14 protein-coding genes are annotated in these 18,596 nt (G+C 71.5%); 4 read left to right on the top strand and 10 right to left on the bottom strand.

All coding sequences use genetic code 11. From position 1 onward, the window contains the following. Window positions 1-136 precede the first annotated feature (136 nt). The 5 genes from ACY34K_RS16865 to ACY34K_RS16845 form a co-directional block, all read right to left on the bottom strand. Window positions 137-1,492 carry an MFS transporter gene (locus tag ACY34K_RS16865; RefSeq protein ID WP_462747715.1) on the bottom strand — a complete coding sequence of 452 codons (1,356 nt, stop codon included), beginning with the start codon at window positions 1,490-1,492 and terminating at the stop codon, window positions 137-139. A gap of 317 nt (window positions 1,493-1,809) precedes the next feature. Continuing rightward, window positions 1,810-2,217, bottom strand: a complete 408-nt coding sequence (locus ACY34K_RS16860; protein WP_462747712.1) for a four-helix bundle copper-binding protein — start codon at window positions 2,215-2,217, stop codon at window positions 1,810-1,812. A 152-nt stretch (window positions 2,218-2,369) separates the two neighbouring features. After that, window positions 2,370-2,891: a DUF4396 domain-containing protein gene (locus ACY34K_RS16855; RefSeq protein ID WP_462747711.1), complete on the bottom strand. Its 522-nt coding sequence runs from the start codon at window positions 2,889-2,891 to the stop codon at window positions 2,370-2,372. Window positions 2,892-3,199: 308 nt separating this feature from the next. Further along, complete coding sequence (locus ACY34K_RS16850) at window positions 3,200-3,832, bottom strand: DUF305 domain-containing protein (RefSeq protein WP_462747709.1); 633 nt, start codon at window positions 3,830-3,832, stop codon at window positions 3,200-3,202. Between the two features lie 144 nt (window positions 3,833-3,976). Then, window positions 3,977-4,381, bottom strand: coding sequence for a DUF6153 family protein (locus tag ACY34K_RS16845; protein WP_462747706.1), 405 nt, complete (start codon window positions 4,379-4,381; stop codon window positions 3,977-3,979). 469 nt (window positions 4,382-4,850) lie between these two features. On the opposite strand from ACY34K_RS16845, the gene ACY34K_RS16840 reads away from it, so the two are divergent. Then, complete coding sequence (locus tag ACY34K_RS16840) at window positions 4,851-6,464, top strand: right-handed parallel beta-helix repeat-containing protein (protein ID WP_462747703.1); 1,614 nt, start codon at window positions 4,851-4,853, stop codon at window positions 6,462-6,464. Here ACY34K_RS16840 and ACY34K_RS16835 read toward each other — a convergent pair. The 4 genes from ACY34K_RS16835 to ACY34K_RS16820 all read right to left on the bottom strand — a co-directional run bounded on the left by ACY34K_RS16835 (window position 6,440) and on the right by ACY34K_RS16820 (window position 11,981). Continuing rightward, on the bottom strand, window positions 6,440-7,804 hold the full coding sequence (locus ACY34K_RS16835) for a UDP-glucose dehydrogenase family protein (protein ID WP_462747701.1): 1,365 nt from the start codon (window positions 7,802-7,804) through the stop codon (window positions 6,440-6,442). The genes ACY34K_RS16840 and ACY34K_RS16835 overlap by 25 nt on opposite strands. Window positions 7,805-7,922: 118 nt before the next feature. Further along, window positions 7,923-8,948 carry a UDP-glucose 4-epimerase GalE gene (galE, locus tag ACY34K_RS16830; protein WP_462747699.1) on the bottom strand — a complete coding sequence of 342 codons (1,026 nt, stop codon included), beginning with the start codon at window positions 8,946-8,948 and terminating at the stop codon, window positions 7,923-7,925. 64 nt (window positions 8,949-9,012) lie between these two features. Then, entirely contained in the window at window positions 9,013-10,884 is a 1,872-nt protein-coding gene (locus tag ACY34K_RS16825; protein WP_462747697.1) for a glycosyltransferase, read from the bottom strand. A gap of 23 nt (window positions 10,885-10,907) precedes the next feature. Then, window positions 10,908-11,981 carry a UDP-glucuronic acid decarboxylase family protein gene (locus ACY34K_RS16820; protein ID WP_462747695.1) on the bottom strand — a complete coding sequence of 358 codons (1,074 nt, stop codon included), beginning with the start codon at window positions 11,979-11,981 and terminating at the stop codon, window positions 10,908-10,910. A gap of 1,132 nt (window positions 11,982-13,113) precedes the next feature. Between ACY34K_RS16820 and ACY34K_RS16815 the strand changes: the two genes are divergently transcribed. Both ACY34K_RS16815 and ACY34K_RS16810 read left to right on the top strand, forming a co-directional pair. Further along, on the top strand, window positions 13,114-16,170 hold the full coding sequence (locus ACY34K_RS16815; protein WP_462747693.1) for a LuxR C-terminal-related transcriptional regulator: 3,057 nt from the start codon (window positions 13,114-13,116) through the stop codon (window positions 16,168-16,170). 39 nt (window positions 16,171-16,209) lie between these two features. Then, window positions 16,210-16,986 carry an RICIN domain-containing protein gene (locus ACY34K_RS16810; RefSeq protein WP_462747691.1) on the top strand — a complete coding sequence of 259 codons (777 nt, stop codon included), beginning with the start codon at window positions 16,210-16,212 and terminating at the stop codon, window positions 16,984-16,986. A gap of 218 nt (window positions 16,987-17,204) precedes the next feature. Here ACY34K_RS16810 and ACY34K_RS16805 read toward each other — a convergent pair whose 3' ends face one another. Next, on the bottom strand, window positions 17,205-17,849 hold the full coding sequence (locus ACY34K_RS16805; protein ID WP_462747690.1) for a hypothetical protein: 645 nt from the start codon (window positions 17,847-17,849) through the stop codon (window positions 17,205-17,207). A 76-nt stretch (window positions 17,850-17,925) separates the two neighbouring features. Here ACY34K_RS16805 and ACY34K_RS16800 point away from each other — a divergent pair, with 76 nt between their 5' ends. Then, complete coding sequence (locus ACY34K_RS16800; RefSeq protein WP_462747688.1) at window positions 17,926-18,528, top strand: HIT family protein; 603 nt, start codon at window positions 17,926-17,928, stop codon at window positions 18,526-18,528. The last annotated feature ends 68 nt before the right edge of the window (window positions 18,529-18,596 follow it).

Raw genomic sequence — 18,596 nt, 5'->3', positions numbered from 1 at the left:
CTTCGCCGCCGCCCGGCTCGGCGGGTTCCATGGCGAGTTGACCGTGATTCCTCCGGTTCGTCTCCCGACGGCTTCAGGGCCGGCCGGCCACCGGACGGGCCTGCCTCGACGCCTGCTCCTCCGCCAGATTGCGGCCTCAGGTCTTCACTTGGGCCTCGGCGACGCCCACAGCGTTGCCGGGGGACCTGGACGGTGCACCGGTCCGGCCCGTCGAGCCCTCGAGAGGGCCGATCGCGGGCGACGGGGCGACGTCGGCGGTTCCGCCGGAGTCGGTCGACCCGGTCGTGCAGACGGCGCCGACGGAACCCGGTGCCCTCAGCAGCAGTCCGGCGGAAACGGTCGCCAGCAGCGAAAGGGCGGCGAGGACTCCGAAGCCGTAGCGGGTGTCCGTGTGGTCGGTGACCGTCGCCACCAGGAGCATCACTCCGACGGTGGCCGCCAGTCCGCCGCCGTTCGCCAGCCCGAAAGCCCTGCCGACGGCGGCCTCGTCGGCGGATGACATCAGCATGGTCCGGGAGGCGATCCTGGCCTGCCCGAAGACGAAGGCACCCAGCGGAACCCCGATGAGATAGCCGGCGACCCCGAACTGGCTCTGCACCACCAGCGCGACGCTGCAGAGCAGAAAGCCCACGACGGCGATGCGAAGGTCCGGATGCCGCTTGCTGACGAACTGGTAGGCCCCCGTGGCCGCCAGGAAGCCGAGGCCACCGAGGGCGTCCACGACACCGAACGTCGCCGCCCCCAAGTGGAGTTCGCCGATCACGGCCGTGGGCAGCAGCGCGTTGAAGACCGTGACGACCACACTTCCCTGGGCGTAGAGGAGGACGAAGCGGCTCAGCCGCGGCGGCTCCTGCCCGGCGGCCGCGACCGGCGTCGGCTTCGGGGTGACGGTGACGGTGGCTGTCGGCGCCTGGTCCTGGCGGCGCCCCACCGCGGCGACGCAGAGCGCCGAGACGACGAAGGTCGCGGCGTTGAACACCAGCAGCGGTACGGCCCCGAAGGTCTGGACGGTCAGCCCGCCGACCGTGGCCGACAGCAGCATTCCGGCCTGCGTCCCCATCTCGTAGCGGGCATTGAACCGCCGCAGCCGATCCGCCGGAATGCGCTCCTTTATCAGTGCGGAGCTGGCCGGGACGAACAGTGCGCTGACCATGGCAAGCGCGAAATTGGTGGTGTAGATCCCGGGCCCTTGAGCGCCTCCGCAAACCAGCCACACCGGCAACGCGAGGGCCAGCACCGCGCTGACGGCATCGCAACCGACCCACAAGGCCCGCCGGTCGAGGCGGTCCGCCAGTCGTCCGAAGAGCGGCGACAGCAGCGCCTGCGGACCGGCCACGGCGATGAAGAGCCAGCCGACGGCCATCATGGTCCGCTGCTCCCTGATCATGAGCAGCGCGCCGACGATGAGCTGGACGTTGTTCCCGAGGGCGGTGGCGAAGGCGGCGGGCACGAGCAGCCGTTCGGCCCGGCGTGCGTGGGGACTGAGGATCATGGCACCAGTGTCCGGAGGTTCACTGACATCTTCTGTCAGTGAACCGGCCCGGCCCGGCGCACCGATGAGCACCGCTCACGCACATGGCCGCCAGGTGCGCGACGGCCGCTCAGCCCCCTGCCGTTCGTGCATGCGGCGCCCCGTTACCCCGGTGGGCCTGGGACGGCGTCGTCCGGTGGACGCCGGGGTCGCCGCCGATGACGTCGCGGCTCTCCCCGCCGGTCACAGCGAGGCGTCGGGTGATCCCCATACGCCGGACCGCTGCCGCGGGCGGTCCCGCACAGGTGTCGCACCGGCTGTCGATCGCCTCGGTCGGGTCAGCCCAGCGCCTGGAGCAGTTCGTGGCAGGCATGTTCGCAGGAACGGCACGCTTCGGAGCACAGTCGGCAGTGTTCATGCATGTCGGCGTGCGAGGCGCATTCGTCGGCGCACGCCTTGCAGGCCGTCGCGCAGGCCTGGACGATGGCCCGAGTGATGTTGGCGTCGTAACCGGTGTGGCGCGACAGGACGGCGGCGGTGGCGCTGCAGATGTCGGCGCAGTCCATGTCGGTGCGGATGCACTTGGTCAGGTCGCCGACCATGCCTTCGGACAGGCACGCATCGGCACAGGCAGTACATGCCTGGGCGCAGGCGATGCATGCCTCGATACAGCGGGTGAGCTTCGCCTGATCGATGTTGCCCAGGTCGGCGGGGTACGTGGCGATCATGTCCTTCACGCTGGTCATTGCTTTTCGCCTCCTGTGGCACGGGGCCGGCGGACCCGGGCGGCCGCGCCTGTTCGACCCCTTTCCTGCCGGGTGCCAGGGCGAGAGGGCCGCAAACAGGTCCAGGCGCCTCCTTCGGGAAGGCGCCTCCGGACCGTGTTCGGCCGGCCGGGTCAGTGGTAGGCGTGCACGACGGCGTGGCCCTTGCCGCGGCCGATCATCCATTTGTTGACCGGTGTGGTGATCAGGAACGCGACGCCGAAGCCTCCCAGCAGCGCGCCCCAGAACAGTCCGTCGGCGAGGTGGGCGTCCATGGCGCCCGGGGTGAGGGCGATGATGGCGTTGTCGACCAGTTCCATCACGGCGATGGAGATGGTGTCGGCGGCCAGCGCCACCTTGATCGCGGTCTTGAGGGTCACCCCGGCGCGTACGACGGCGAACAGGGTGAACGAGTAGCCGAAAAGGAACGCCAGGCTGATCGCCAGGACCATGGTCTCGACGTTGCCCCACATCAGCGCCGTGCCGATGACCATGCCGAGGATCTCGCCGATGGCGCACCCGGTCAGGCAGTGCAGGGTCGCCTTCGCCGCCGTCCCCCACGACGCTCCACCGTGGTGGCTGCCGGCGTGCGGGCCGTGGCCCTCGTGGGCGGCATGGTCGTGCGCCGCGGTGTGGTGGTGCGTGCTGTGCTCCATGACTCTCATCCCCATTCCGTCCTGCGCGGGGCCCGCTGTCCACGTTCCCACACTACGAACCTTATACCCCAGGGGGGTATTTCGCGAGTGGTGTTCCGCCCACCTGGTTCGGCCGCCGGCGGTGCAACCCTCGTCGTCCGGTGGTGGCCGGCCCACCCGGTGGACTGCGGCGCCGCTGACACGCAAGACACCCGGGACGGGGCGGGACGGGAAGAGGCGCGAAGGCCGCCAGGGAGGGGAGGGAAGGGTTCTGCGCGGACGGCCGGCGCGGGGGCGCGTGTGCCCCCCCGCGCCGGCCGTCGGACGGGTCAGCCCTTGCCGAGGAGCTTGTTCATCTGCTCGATCTCAGCGGACTGCGAGGTGATGATCGCGTCCGTCATCTTCTTGGCCTCGGGGAAGGCGCCCTCCGCCTTCGCCGTCCTGGCCATGGCCACCGCGCCCTCGTGATGCTTGATCATCATCTCCATGAAGGCGGTGTCGAACGCCTTGCCCGAGGCACTCTTCAGCTGTTCCATCTCCGCCATGGACATCATCCCGCTCCCACCGTGCCCGGAGTGGTCCATGGCGCCCTCGGCGGGAACCTGCTCACCCCAGGAGGTGAGCCACCCCGACAAGGTCCTGATCTCGGGGTCCTGCGCCTTCTTGATGTCCGCGGCGAGCTTCTTCACCTCTGCCGACGCCGCGCGCGAGGCGGCCAGCTCGGCCATCTCGACGGCCTGCCGGTGGTGAGGGATCATGCCCTTGGCGAAGGCGACGTCGGCCGCGTTGTGGTCCCCCTTCGAGGCGGGCGCGGAAGACGACGCGGGCGAAGCGGTGTTGTCGTGGCCGCTGTGCCCCGCCGCGCTGTCGCCGTTGCCACCGCAGGCGGCCAGCACGGCGGCCGCGGTTCCGGCGATGACGACGGCCGCGATGCGGCGGAAGCGGGGACGATTGACGGTCATGGTGACGCAACTCCTTGCTGCGCACGCCCTGTGCGGGCCTGCGTGAATGACGGATGAGAGGTACCCGCTGGCACGGTCCGCCCCCCGGCGTGAACGCCTCGGGCGTGAACGCGACAGGGTGAAGCGGCGGCCGTGCGGGCCGCTCTAGATCCGTAGAAGCTGCAGCTCGGAAAGGTCCGGCGGGGACCGGCTGCGCAGGGACGACTCCGGCGCGCCACCGGTCGGGGCGGCGGCGGCCCAGGGGCCGCCGAACGCGATGCTCAGCGCGGGCGGGGTGTATGGGGACCCGACACCCGCGGCCGCACACATGCCATCGGCGTGATCGAGATGATCCGGTCCGCCAGTCGTGTGCGAGCAGGCGCGGACCACGGCTGCCCCGCTCTCCGCGTGGGGCACGATCATGGTGTGACCGTGATCGCCACGTGACGCCGCAGGAGGGCCGGGCGGCAGGGCGTGCATGCCCAGGACACCGGTCAGCACGGCCAGCACCAGCAGCACGAGACCGCGCCCGGCGGGGCGGCGGCTCGGCGGCTGCGCGGCGAAGGTCACCGGCTCATGTTACGGGGCCGCTGCCGTCCCGCGCCGCGCCACCCGGGAGCCCTGCGGCCAGTGGCGCACCGAACGCCGGCGGATCCCGTCGGCGTCTCCCGTCGGCAGGGCATACCCACATCGGGCAGAAGCGTCGTCCCCGGGCCGTGTCTCCCCCCACTGCCGTGCATGCGGAAGCCGGCCGCCCGGTGTGCACGCCGGTACGGCGTCGGCCGTCCCGGAACCGTCCGGGCCTCCCCGGGAGCGGCCCCCTCGACGCGAGCGCGGCAGATGTACCCGGATGGTGTACCTCGCCTGCGCGCCGCCCGCCCGGTCGGCTGGCACGCTGGCGCAGCAGGCGATGTGCGACCACTGAGGGGTGCGTGTGATTCCGGAATCAGGTGGAGCGGCGCGAGAGCCGAGGCGGGCCGGGCGGGTGCGGGTGGCCCGGAGAGCCAGGTGGGCGGCGTCCTGCGCGGTGGCGTCCGCCGTGGTGGCGGGATGCCAGCTGCCCGAGCCGTACCGTCCGCCGAGCGCGATCAACGGCTCGTCCCAGGGCCGGGTCTTCTACGTCAGCCCGTCCGGCGACGACGGGGCGGACGGCCTCACGCGTGAGACCGCGTGGCGGACCCTGAAGCACGCCGATTCCGTCGACTACCGCCCGGGGGACCGGCTCCGGCTGGAGGGAGGGCGGCGTCACCGGGGCACGGTCAGGCTGGACGCGGACGAAGCGGGGCGGGCGGACAGGCCCGTCGTCATCGAGTCGTACGGAAAGGGCCGTGCGGTGATCGTGCCGGCCCGCACCCCGGGGATCGACGTCTACAACACGGCAGGTGTGGAAATCAGGGACGTGACGGTCCGCGGCAAAGGGGCGGCGGCCCGCAAGCAGGGGGGCATCAGCTTCTACACCGACCGTGCCGACGACGGAAGGCTGGCACACGTGGTCGTCTCCGGTGTGGACGTCTCCGGATTCCGGCACGGCGTGCAGATCGGCGCGGGCCGCACCGGGGCCGGTTTCCGGGACGTGCGCGTCGAGCGCAGCGTCCTGCACGGCAACCGGGACGCCGGATTGATCACCCATGCCCAGGACCGCGGCACCGGTGAAACCTGGTACGCCCACGCGAACGTACGCGTGGACCGGGTCGAGGCCCACCACAACACGGGTGATCGGAAAAGCAAGAGCCGTAACACCGGCAGCGGCATCATCATGGCCGCGGTCGACGGCGGCCGCATCGACCGCTCCATCGCGCACGACAACGGCGCCGGCTCACCGCCCGTGGCCCCGGAGGGCCCCCAGGGCATCTGGGCCCACAACGCCACCCGGGTGGTCATCCAGCGCAGCCTGTCCTACGACAACCATACGAACAGCCGTGTGGACGGTGGTGGTTTCGGACTGGACGTCGACGTCACCCGGTCCGTCATGCAGTACAACGTGTCGTACGGCAACGACGGAGCCGGTCTGTTGGTCTACTCGAGCAGGCCGCACGAGCTGAACGAGGACAACGTCGTACGCTTCAACGTCAGCAGCCGTGACGCGCGCAAACTGGCCGCGTACGGCGGCATCTACATCGGCGGCTACGTTCGCGACGCGCAGGTGTACCACAACACCGTGGTCATGAGGGGGAAGGACGGCAACAGCGCCCCCGCCCTGATGATCACTTCGGGGCCGAGAGGCGTGGGGGTGAGGAACAACCAGTTCGTCACCGACGGCTCGCCGCTGGTCCGTGCGGAAGGCCGCCTGGACAACGTCGCCCTGCAGGGAAACAACTACTACACGCGAGGCGGTGCCTGGTCGTTGTGGTGGCGGGGATCCGCCTTCGACGGCCTGGAGGGCTGGCGGCGAGACACCGGTCAGGAGCAGATCGGCGGCGGGACCACGGGCAGCGAGGTCGTTCCCTGCCTCCGTGACGTCGAGCGGCCGGTGCGACGCGCCGTGCGGTCGGCCGCGGAGCTGGCACCGGTGTGCCCCGACCTGGCCGCCCCCACGGGCATCGACCTGCGGGCCCGGTTCGGCATCGACCCCGGGCCCGTGGACGTCTTCGGGACCAAGCTGGGCGGCGACCCCGCGGTGGGCGCCGTTCAGCCGGTGAGCAGCGCCGACTGATCGTCCACCGGCCGCTCGGCCGTCGCCAGGCGGCCGAGCCCCGCGTACTGCCAGCCGGCATCCTCCCAGCGGGCGGTCGGCAGCGCGTTGCGGGCGTCGACGACGCGGCGGTGGCGGACCAGCTCTCCGAGGGAGCGCGGGCACAGGTCGCGGTACTGCGACCACTCCGTCAGGTGCAGCACCAGATCGGCGCCCGCACACGCCTTCTCGACGTCCGGCGCGTAGTCCAGCTCGGGGTGCGCCGCGCGGGCGTTCTCCAGTGCCACCGGGTCGTGGACGCGCACCAGCGCGCCCTGGCCGTGTACGGCGGTCGCGACGGCGAGGGCGGGGGAGTCCCGGATGTCGTCGCTGTCGGGCTTGAACGCGGCGCCCAGCACGGCGACGGTCCGGCCGGCGAGCGAGCCGCCCACCATCCGCGCCGCCAGCTCCGTGGTGCGCCGCCTCTGGCGCATGTTGATGTCGTCCACCCGGGCGAGCAGCTCGGGGATCCGGTGGACGCCCAGCTCCCCGGCTCTGGCGCCGAAGGCGCGGATGTCCTTGGGAAGGCACCCGCCGCCGAAGCCCAGACCGGCGGAGAGGAACGCCCGCCCGATCCGGGGGTCCCGACCGATCGCATCGGCCAGGACCGTCACGTCCGCGCCGGCCGCGTCGCACAGTTCCGCCATCGCGTTGATGAACGAGATCTTCGTCGCCAGGAAGGAGTTGGCGGCCGTCTTCACCAGTTCCGCCGTGGCCGGGTCCGTCGCGATGTACGGCACGCCCTGCGTGATGAGCGGGGCGTAGACCTGGCGGAGCAGGGCATCGGCGCGCCGTGACCTGGTACCGACGACCAGCCGGTCCGGCTCCAGCGTGTCGCGGACCGCATGGCCCTCACGCAGGAACTCGGGGTTCCAGGCGACGTCGGCCACGTCCGTGCCGCGGGGCGCCGCGGCGGCGAGGCGGTCAGCCAGGCGGGCGGTCGTGCCGACGGGAACCGTGGACTTGCCGACGACGAGTGCGCCCGGCCGGAGATAGGGCGCGAGGGCGTCGACGGCGGAGTCGACGTACCGCAGGTCCGCCTCGGTGGACCCCGGCCGCTGCGGTGTGCCGACACAGATGAAGTGCACGTCGGCGCTGGCCGCCACCTCGGCGCTCGACGTGGTGAAGCGCAGCCGGCCCGAGGACAGGCCGCTGGTCAGGACGTCGAGCAGGCCCGGTTCGAAGAACGGCGTACGGCCGTCCGCAAGCGCCTCGATCTTGCTTCTGTCGACGTCCGTGGCGATGACCTCGTGGCCGATGTACGCCATGCATGCCGCGTGGACGGCGCCGAGGTAGCCGGTTCCGATGACAGCCAACCGCATGTGAGTCTCCTCCGGATGGGTGCCCGTCGGTGGTGGCGCGGTGGAGGGCGTGGGCACCACGTTGAGTCGTGTGGGAAGGGGGCAGTCAGTCCGATGTCGCCCCGTGGGAAGGGGGCATTCAGTCCGTGTAGCCCCGTGGATTGCTGAGCTGGAACTGCCAGGCGTCGCGGCACATCCGGGCGAGATCGCGGGTCGGCCGCCACTGCCAGGCGTCGGCGGCGGAGCGCGGATCGGCGATGAGCCGTGCCACGTCACCCGCTCGGCGCGGGGCGATGCGGTACGGGATCGGCCGGCCCGAGGTGCGCTGGAACGCCTCGATCAGTTCGAGCACGGAGGTGCCCGTGCCCGTACCGAGATTCAGTACGTGCAGCCCGGGCTCCTCGAGGTGCTCCAGTGCGACGCGGTGCCCTTCCGCCACGTCCATGACGTGGATGTAGTCCCGCACGGCGGTTCCGTCCGGCGTGGGCCAGTCGTCCCCGAACACCGCGACGCGTTCCCGTCTGCCGACCGCGACCTGGGCGATGAAGGGCATGATGTTGTTGGGCGTCCCGAGCGGGTCCTCCCCGAGCAGCCCGGAGGAATGTGCGCCGACGGGGTTGAAGTACCGCAGGGCGTGCACGGACAGTTCGGGGCGGTGCCGGCACACGTCGGCGAGCATCTGCTCGCACATCCACTTGGACCGGGCGTAGGGATTGGTGGGCGCTGCCGGATCGTCCTCGGCCAGCGGCACGTTCGCGGCGGCGCCGTAGATGGAGCACGACGAGGAGAACACCAGCCGGTGCACCCCGTGCTCGTTCATCACGCCCAGCAGGGCGACCGTCCCGCCGACGTTGGTGTCGTAGTACTCCACCGGCATCGCCACGGACTCGCCGACCGCCTTGCGCCCGGCGAAGTGGATGACGGCATCGATCGGATGCTGCCGGAACACCCGCGACAACGCCTCCCGATCACGTACGTCGACCACGTACGAGGCTGCGAGCGGCCGCCCGGCGGCCTTCTGCACGCGGGTGAGGGCATGGGGCGAACTGTTCTGGTGGTTGTCGACCACCACGACCTCGTAGTCGCGCGACAACAGTTCCACGCAGGTGTGGCTGCCGATGAAGCCGGCGCCGCCGGTCACCAGGATCGTTCGGGGCAGGGACATGGGACGGGAGCCTTCCATGGGTTCGGGGGAGGAGACGGTGCGGCGCGGCGCCGTACGGCAGGTGTCAGACGAAGAAGCCCATCAGGTAGCGCGGGTACACCAGCACGGCGAGCGCGAGCGGGGCCGCCACGAGTACCGCCATGGTGAGGGGGAGCCGCACCGTGACCAGGGCGGCCAGCCGGCCCGTGCCCTCCGCGGCGGCGGTCTCCGCCGCATGCAGCCAGCACACCGCGAACGTCAACAGGGTGTAGGCGGCCCCGCCCAGGATGCACAGGAACACGTAGCCGTACGCGGGACCGTGCAACTCCCCGAACAGGGCCGCGCTTCCGAGCGTGCCGACGATCAGCAGGTACGGTGCCACGAGCCGGAGCGGCAGCGGGGCAAGCGGGTCGCGCGACTTGGGGGTGACTTTGAACGTCACTTCTCTGGGGCGCAGCCGGTGGGCGACCGCGGAGGCGGCGCCCCAGGCGACGAAGGGCCAGCGCGCCATGGCGAACAGGCGGCTCTCCCAGCTGAGCAGGGGAGCCTGCCGCGGCCGCAGCAGACCGCGCCTGCGCATCAGCCACGCCATCATGAGCAGCACCAAAGACATGGCCCAGTAGTGGCCGAGGAACTCGAAGTAGTTGACGTGCATCCACGGCACCCCGCTCACGGCGGCGATGGGGGCCAGACCCAAGGCACCGGCCGTCGAGAGCCCCAGCAGCGGGTAGTAGCTGAGCGCGTACCCGAACCGCAGACGCAGGGTCATCGGCAACCGGGTGAGGTGGGAGGGGAGCATCCCCAGGAGGAGGGTCACCAGGCTGCGCGACCACTGGAACTCCTGCGTGGCCATGGCGGCGAAGGTCACCGGCCCGTCCCCGTGGGCCTCGGCGTCGATGGCGAAGGCGCCCTGCCAGCCCGCCGAGTTCATCAGGAAGGTCGTGGAGAAGTCCTCGGCGAGTTCGGGACCGATGCCGCCGATCTCGCGCAGCGCCTGGGTCCGGACCGCGTAGTGCGAGCCGATGCACAAGGGAGCCAGGCCGTCGGCGTGACCGAGCTGGACGACTCCGTGGAAGACCGCTTCCTGGTGGAGCCGGCCGCGTGCCGACCACGAGGCGTCCGCGTTGGCGTCGCACACGCTGGGCGCGGCCACGTACCCGATGGCCGGGTCACGGAACGGCCGCACCATCTCCGCGAGATAGCCGGGGCTCGGTACGTGGTCGCAGTCGAGCTGGGCCACGACCTCGTAGGCGTCGTAGCCGTGCTGGTCGTAGAACCACGCGAGGTTCCCCTCCTTGCAGCGGGTGCGGCGCGGCCAGCTGGACCGGTGGTAGCCGGCGACGCCCTTGCGGCAGGAGAGGCGCACCCCGTGACGCGCGCACCATTCCACGGTCTCGGGTGAGGGGTCCTCGTCGCACAGCCAGACGTCGTAGGGATGGGGGTACCTCTGCGCGAGCATCGCGGTCAGGGTGGTGCGGGCCAGCGGCCACGGCTCGGACGGAGCCTTGGTGACGACGAAGGCGACGGCGAGCGGAGGGACGGGCAGGGCCTGGTTGACGCGCCGCAGTCGCAGGACCGCGATGATGAACGGCAGCGGGAGCAGCGTCAGATAGGTGAGGAGGATGCTGTTGACCGCGAGTGCCATCAGCCCGGTCCGGTGCTCGGGGCTGAGCCACCACCACCAGAACACACCGAAGCTGACCAGCCAGCTCGTCGCCAGTACGGCGACCAGGACCCGCTGTCCGGACCGCAGGGCGGGCAGGAACGTGTCGTGCCGCACCCGGCGGTTCTCCCGCCGCAGCGCGAACAGCGGGCCGCCGGATGTCACCCGCGCCACGTTGCCGCGGGAGAGTTGCCGCACCTCCTCGGTGAGGACGTCGAGATCGGGGGCCCCGACGGTTGCTCCGGCCTTCTCGGTGGAAGGGCCGTGAACCAGGAAGGACTCTGAGTGCGCCATGCCAGCCGCTCCGGGGATCGGTGCTACAGCACGGGCTCGGCGCCCGTACGCAGGCTCTCGCTGGACTCGGGAGGTGCGGGCAGTCCGGCGGCGGACGGAGTGCCGACGGCAGGGTGCGGGGCCGGGACATGCGCCGCGGTGGGCGGGCCCCCGGCGGTCTCCTGCTCGTGGCCGTAGGCGCGGAACCAGTCCGCGGTCCGGCGAATGCCCTCCTCCAGCGGGATCTCCGGCTTCCAGCCCAGCTTCGTCGTCGCACGCCCGATCACCGGGCAGCGGCGCACCGGGTCGTCCTCGGGCAGCGGCAGCCGGTGGACCTCGGACGAGGAACCCGTGATCGCCAGTACGAGCTCGGCCAGCTGAGCCACCGTCCGCTCGTCCGGATTGCCGAGATTGACGGGACCCGGCTCATGGGAGTCGATCATGGCGACGATGCCGCGTACGAGATCGTCGACGAAGCAGAAGCTGCGGGTCTGCTCCCCGTCCCCGTAGATGGTGAGGGGTTCGCCCGCGAGGGCCTGCCGGATGAAGCTCGAGACGACCCGGCCGTCGTGCGGCCGCAGACGGGGACCGTAGGTGTTGAAGATGCGCACGATCCCGGCGTCGGCACCGGCCAGACGTGCGTACGCGGCGGTGATGGCCTCGGCGAAGCGTTTGGCCTCGTCGTACACGCTGCGCGGCCCGATCGGGTTGACGTTCCCCCAGTACTCCTCGGCCTGAGGGTGCACATGGGGGTCGCCGTAGACCTCACTGGTCGAGGCGAGGACGAAACGCGCACCGTGACGCACCGCCAGGCGCAGCGCGTGTTCGGTCCCCCGGCTGCCGACGGCCAGCGTCTCCAGCGGCAGCCGGTGGTAGTCCGCCGGTGAGGCGGGGCTCGCGAGATGGGCGACGGCGTGCACCGACCCGGTCACGTCGATCCCCGTGCTCACGTCGGCGAGGTGGAATTCGAAGCGAGGGTCGTCCCGCAGGTGCGCGATGTTCGCGATCAGCCCTGTGGAAAGGTTGTCCAGGCAGACCACGGAATCGCCCCGAGCCAGTAGTTCCTCACACAGATGGGAGCCGACAAAGCCCGCCCCGCCGGTTACCACAACGCGCATTCCGTCTCCTGAAAGACTCAGCAGTGTCCGTCGCTCCAAGCGCCGCTGATGGACCGTCAGGGGCGGCGCCCGGCTAAGATATGAAGATCGCAAAGCCCCGGGATGGTGTGTGAGCGGGGGTGCTTGCGTCCAGTCGGCGCACAGCCGCCGGGCTCCCGGGTGCGAACGGCGCTGCGCCGAGGGGGGTGGGGGCGCCGCATTTCACAGGTATTTCTTCATTCGTCAATACGGCGATTGCAAAGTGCCCGTTTCCGCCAACAGGCCGGGTGGGGTGTGCGTGCGCATGCTGCCGATGGCGCCGTGCACCTCGTGGCTCACTTCAATGAGGAGTGATGCTGCGCCAGGCGTGTACACGGGACATTCTGACGGGTCGGGACCTCATCCGTCCGTTCGGGCGGTCTCCGCCCGGCCTTGACGCCGGAGTCGCATTCGTCGACACGATGGTCCCATCCGCCGACTGATGCATTATGGCTGGTCCGGGTGCGGTCATCAGGGGGCAAGGCTGCCGGGTGCTTCGTGAGTGGCCACCTGGAATGCCCGGCAGCCTCGCTCACCTCCCTGCCGGGGCCGTCGCTCCTCGGGCGCCGGCTCACGGCGGATTGAATTGGCCCGTGTCCACATGAGGTTGCCTCATTTCCGAGAGTTCGGAGTGTGGGCTGTCAGGATCGTTTTCCGCGTATTGCCACGGCATTCTCGCAGTGAATGAGCATGCTGCCTCGGCGTCAAGATTCTCATTCCAGGCGCTGCTCCGGAAAAATGGGGGCGCCGGCTCATCGAGGGGGATCGCCCGAATACACCTGGAGGCCGCCGGTTCCCCTGGTCGTATGAATCGGCGACACCGCACGCCGTGGGCGCGTCGGTCCGGGGGACGACGAAGCGCGCCACCTCCAGGGGCGAAACTTGTGCCGCAGCACACTCTGACGGCCATGTCACAACGCGCCCGCCCCACCCGCCCTGTCCACCGCGCCCGCCGCGCAGCGCCGTTTTCCGGCCAAACCGGCCGGACCATGGCAGAGCCAGACCAAACTGTCTGAAGATCACCTCCTGCCTCCTCGTCACCCCGCACAGGATTTCCCAGGGGGGCGCACAGCGGTTCGACAAGGGCCGCCAGGCCCTGCCGGGAGGGGACAGCGTGAAACCGAGAACGACACTGCTGGAACGCGACGACGTGCTGCGGGCGGCTGCCGTGGCCGCCGCCCGGGCGCGCACCGGCAGGGGCAGCTGGCTGCTCCTGGCCGCACCCGCAGGCCGTGGCAGGACCGCGGTGCTCGACGAAATGGCGCGCGGCCTGACGCAGGACGGCTCCCTCCGCGCGCGGAGGGCGCGATGCGCCGCCGAGGAGTCCGCCTTTCCCTTCGCCCTCGTACGCCGGCTCCTGCCCGACGCGGGGGACGCCGTACCCTTCTCCGAGCCGTCAGGTCCCGCCGAGCAGCGGACGTTCCATGCGCTGGTGGCCCTGCTGGCCCGCACCGCCGCTGCCGGCCCCCTCCTGCTCACCGTCGACGACCTGCACCACGCCGACGACGTCTCACGCCGCTGGATCGGCTATCTCGCCCGCAGGATCGCCGAACTGCCCGTCCTGCTGTTGCTCACCGAATGCCGGGAACACACCCGCCGCACCTGGCTCCCCGAAGACACCGGCGCCGGCCACCCGCTGCACCCGCTCAGCTCGGCCGCTGTCACCCGCCTCGCCCGCACCGCCGGTCTGACCCCCGCAGGAGCCCGCACGTGCGTCGAGGCGAGCGCCGGCAATCCCGCTCTCGTCCACGCACTCGTCGCCGACCTCCGGAACGAGGCACTCAGCGCCCACCGGTCGGATTCCGCCTCGCCCGGCGCCACGGCGAACGTTCCGGCCGGCCCGGGCGGTTCCGGTTCCACCGACCTCACGGGTGGCTCGCCCCTTCTCACCGGTAGCACCCCCCTTCTCACCGGTGACTCCGCTCTGCTCACCACCACGTCCACGGGATCCGCCGTAGCCGATGAGCCCGACGCACATGAGCCGGGCGCGGCCTTGCGGGGCCACCCCGTCGCCACGACACCGAGCCGTTACCACGAGACACTCGTCGAATGGCTCCGCGCCCGCGCCGACGCCCCCCTGCGCCGGCTCTGCCTCGCCGTCGCCGTCACCGCCGGGGAGCCGTACACCGCCGAGGGCCGCTCCACCACCACCGATTCCGTCCTCCGTGAAGCCGCCACCCTCGACCCCGACCGGTCCGCAGCACTCACACCCGACACCACGCGCCTCGCCCGGCTGTTCGCGCACTCCTTGGCGCGCGGGGCCGCCCTCGCCGCCGCGCCGCCGGGCGAGACCGCGGCGCTGCATGCCCGTCTCGCCCACCGGATGCACGAAAGAGGGGCGCCCGCCGCGGCCGTTGCCGCCCGGCTGCTCCATCTCGACCGTCCGGGCGAGACCTGGATGACGCAGAGCCTGGAGGACGCCGCCGACGAGGCGCTGCGCGACGGCCGGACCGCGACGGCCATCACGCTCCTCCGCCACGCTCTGCGCGGCCCGCTCGCCCCCGGCCTGCGCGCCACCCTGATGCTGCGCCTGGGCACACTGGAGTTCCCCCGCGGCGCCGAAGCCGGCATCCGCAGGCTCAGGGCAGGGCTCGAACTCCATCCGGACGTCCGGGAACGCGCCGCGGCGGCGCCCGCCCTCGGAGCCGCCCTCGTCGCCGGAGGCCGTACGGACACCGCCCTGCGCGTCCTGCACCAGGCGAGTGGCGCGACGGACGACGACGAACTGATCCAGGTCCTGCGGACCGTCACCGCCCTCATCTCCTCGCACGACGCCGTGGCCTGGCGCAACGCCATCGCCGGCCTCAGGGCCTTCGCGCCCACCGCGCCCGCGCTCGTCGAACCGCTGGTGTGCGGTCTGATCACCGAGTACGAGGCCGGGGCCGGGCTCGTGTCGGCGGCGGAGGTCCTCGCCCGCGTCCGGCCCCGAGTGACGGCGCCGGTCGACTCCCGGCTGCGTACGGCCTGGCTGGGCAGCGCCGCCACGCTGCTGCAGTGGGCGGACCGGCTGGAGGAAGCCGAAGCCATCGCCCGGCAGTGCCTGCCGGCCCCGCCCGCCCCACCCGACCTGACCGACGTGGGAATTCAGTGCCTGCTGAGCGCGCGGGCCGAGGCCGCGCTCTGGGCGGGCGACTTCCACCGCGTCATCGCGGAGAACGACCCCCTGGTCGAGAGCTGCACACAGCGCGGCGTCCGGATGCCGCACCTGGTGTCGATGGTCGCGCTGGCACGTCATGAACTGGGGCGGCACGGCCAGGCCCGCCGGCTGCTCGCCGCGCCCGACGAGGACCGTGCCGACAGCTCGTGGGAGTGGAACGAACTCCGCTACGCGCGCGCCCGGCTCCACTCGGCCGAAGGCCGCTGGGCAGAAGCGCTCGACGACTACCTCGCCTGCGGGCGGGGACAGAGCGCACGTGACTTCGTCAGTCCCGTCGCCACGCCCTGGCGCTCCGGCGCGGCCCTCGCCCTCGCCCGACTCGGCCGGCAGGCGGAGGCCCGCGCGCAAGCCGAGGAGGAATTGCGCGGCGCCCGCCGCTGGGGCACCCCGCGTACCGTCGGCAGAGCGCTGCGCGCCCTCGCGGCGGCCACCGGCGGGCGGCGGGGGCTGGAAGCGCTCGTCGAGGCAGCCGCCCTGCTGGCCGACGCCCCCGCACCGGTGGAGCGCGTGGAGGCCCTGATCGATCTCGGAGTGGCCCGCGTCGAAGCGGGCCAGGGCCGCAAGGGCCGCGACGACCTGCGTGAGGCCCACGCCCAGGCCCTCCGGCTGACGGCACCCGACGGGCTCGCCCGGGGCGCGCGGAACCAGGACCGGTATGCCCAGGACGGGTGTACCGAAGACGGCTGGGTCGAAGACCAGGAGCGCGCCGCGAGTTCGGCGGCCCCCGCCGGCCGCCTCGCCCTCGCCGCACAGCGGGCACTCGACACCGCGCACGCACGTCCCGTCCGCCGTACCCGTACCGGGCAGGCCGCACTCACCGGGGCCGAACGGCGCGTCGTCGAACTCGCCGTACAGGGACATACCAACGCGCAAATCGGGGCGGAGTTGCATCTTGCCCGCCGCACCGTGGAGACGCATCTGACGAGCGCCTACCGGAAGTTGGCGGTGACTCGCAGAACGCAGCTGGCGGCGACTCTCGACCGCGCCACCGCCGGCACGGGTCCGGGCGGCTGACCACGAGGCCGGCGGCGGGTGTGTTCGTGGTCTTCCACGATGCCCACGACGACGGGCGCCGGGCAGGCTGGAGCCGTCTTCAGCCCCGAGGGCGCCGCTGCCGGCGCCGTCAAGGACGAAAGGTACTCATCCGTGCTGTCCACCACGCGCACGTCCGGCCGGCGGGCCGTATTCGCCCTGCTCTCCACCCTCGCGCTGTCCCTGCCGACTGCCGCCGTCGCCACGGCCGTGCCCACCGGCCCGGCGTCCACCCCCGCCGCGTCGGCGACCTCCACGGCCGTGAACGCCCGCGCGGCCGGAACGGCCCCCGCTCCCACCTCGGCCGCCACGACGAACGCCGACCGGTCCGAAGCGGGGGCCTTCGGGCTGGCGCGCAACGAGCTGTGGCAACTGCGCCCGCGAGACGGCCGCTACGAGATCGCCAACCTCAACAGCGGCCTGTGCCTGAAGGTCAAAGGCGCGTCCCGGGACAACGGCGCGCCGGTGGTCCAGGCCGAGTGCGGCACCGCGGCGGAGCAGTTGTGGAAGTCGGAGGTCCTGAACAACGGCGCGTACATCCGGCTGCGCAACGCCTACTCGGGCAAGTGCATGGACATCGCGGGCGGCACGGCCTACGCCGGAGCCAAGATCGTGCAGTGGGACTGCCACGGCGGCGCGAACCAGAAGTGGTGGGACACCGACAACATCACCGCCTTCGAGGGCTGGTGGATCAGTGGCGCGACACCGGCCGGCGCTCCCACCTACATGTGTCTGGACATGCCCGGAGCCAGCACCACGCCCGGCACCCAGGCAGCCATGTGGCAGTGCGTCAGCTGAACCGCCTCCCTGTCAATGACGGGGCAGGGTGACGGGGGAGAGCGACGGGGGAGAGCGGCCCGCCGGACTCGTCCGGCGGGCCGCTGCCGTCCGGGGCGCCGCGTCGCGATCGGGCCAAGGGGAACAGGGCGCACCGGAGGCCGCGGGCGTCGGCGTGCCGGGTCTCCCGGGCGCCGGCACCTGGGAGGAATCAGCCAGTGGATCCTGGGCGGAGGCCGTCAGTAGATGACGACAGAGACACCGCACAGGCCACGTCCGTCCGCCGCGGCCTGCCGCCACATACGCAGTGGTCCGTCCAGGACACTCTCCTCGTCGTCGAGGTAGTCCAGCCAGTCCTGGTCCTCGGCCGCGGCACGCTCGTCCGGGGTGAAGTCCAAGGCCCGCTCGACGGCCGGCAGCGTCTGACGCACCTCGGCGGAGGTGAGCAGAAAGTTGCCGCACCAGCCGGGGAGGAGTGCTGCCCGGTCCGGGCCTATGGCGTGCAAGAAGGACCTCACCGCGAACTCCTTGCTCTGGACCGAGAGGAAGATCTCCTCCGCGCCGCTCACCAGATCCCACACGTGGGTCGGCAGGGAGAAGTCGTCCTCGCGTGACAGCCCGTCGTACATCTTCTGTACATGCTCCCCGGCGGTGGTCAGGTCGTGGAACGCGTCCAGTGCCTCCGCCTCCCGGTGGCCGGACCGGCTGGTGGGCTTCCACCACCTCCGGTAGTCCGGCAAGGGCTCGCGCCGCCACAGGTCCCAGCGCTCGCGCGCGGCCGGCTCCTCCCGCTCCGTGGCGATGAGCGGGAGGAGACGCGGAGCCAGAGTGCTGATGAAGGCGTCGTCGTGGGCGCTTATGGACCAGGCAGAGGTGATACCCATGCGAGGACCGTACGAGACGCCACTGACAAGTCGGCCGGGTATCGCGTCGTTCGGAGCGGCCTGCGAGGCTGCGATCATGACTGACGAACCGAGCGAGTATGTCAAGCAGTTGCCCATCGGCCGGCGGATCCCCTTCCCCGCGGACGGTATCCCCTTCTGGGAGGTCTTCCCCTATGAGGGAGACCTGCGGATCAAGGTCCTCGAGGAGCCCGTACTGCCCGAGCCGCCGAGAAACGGAGCGGCCGGACCGGAGGAGTGCGACGCCTGCGGCCGGCTCGACGCCGATTTCCTGTGGACCGACGAGCACTGGCGGCTGAGCGGTTCCGACGAACCGGGGTCCTTGCCGGCGACGGTGTTGCTCCAGCCGCGCGGTCACCACGATCTGCACGACCTGCCGCCGGAACGGGCCGCGGAGCTCGGGCCGATGCTCCAGCGAGTGGAGCGGGCGATCATGTCGCTGGGCGGGATCGCGCGGGTCCATGTGAACAAGTGGGGCGACGGCGGCGCTCATCTGCACCTGTTCCTGATCGCACGCCCCGAGGGGATGATGCAAATGCGTGGGACTTGCCTCCCCCTCTGGGACGACGTGCTGCCCAAGCTGCCCGCGGAGGTGTGGCGCGACACCGGCCGTCGGATCGCCCTGGCGATGGCGGCCGACGGCGGCACGGCACACCTCTGAGGCCCCGCTCGACGCCGCATGCCGATCTCTCGCCGACCGTGGCCAATGGTGACAGTTTCGGCCTTTCG

This window comes from Streptomyces sp. STAM6 (assembly GCF_054963715.1).
The sequence above is the reverse complement of the archived record's forward strand: the minus strand, read 5'-3'. Positions and strand labels throughout refer to the sequence as shown.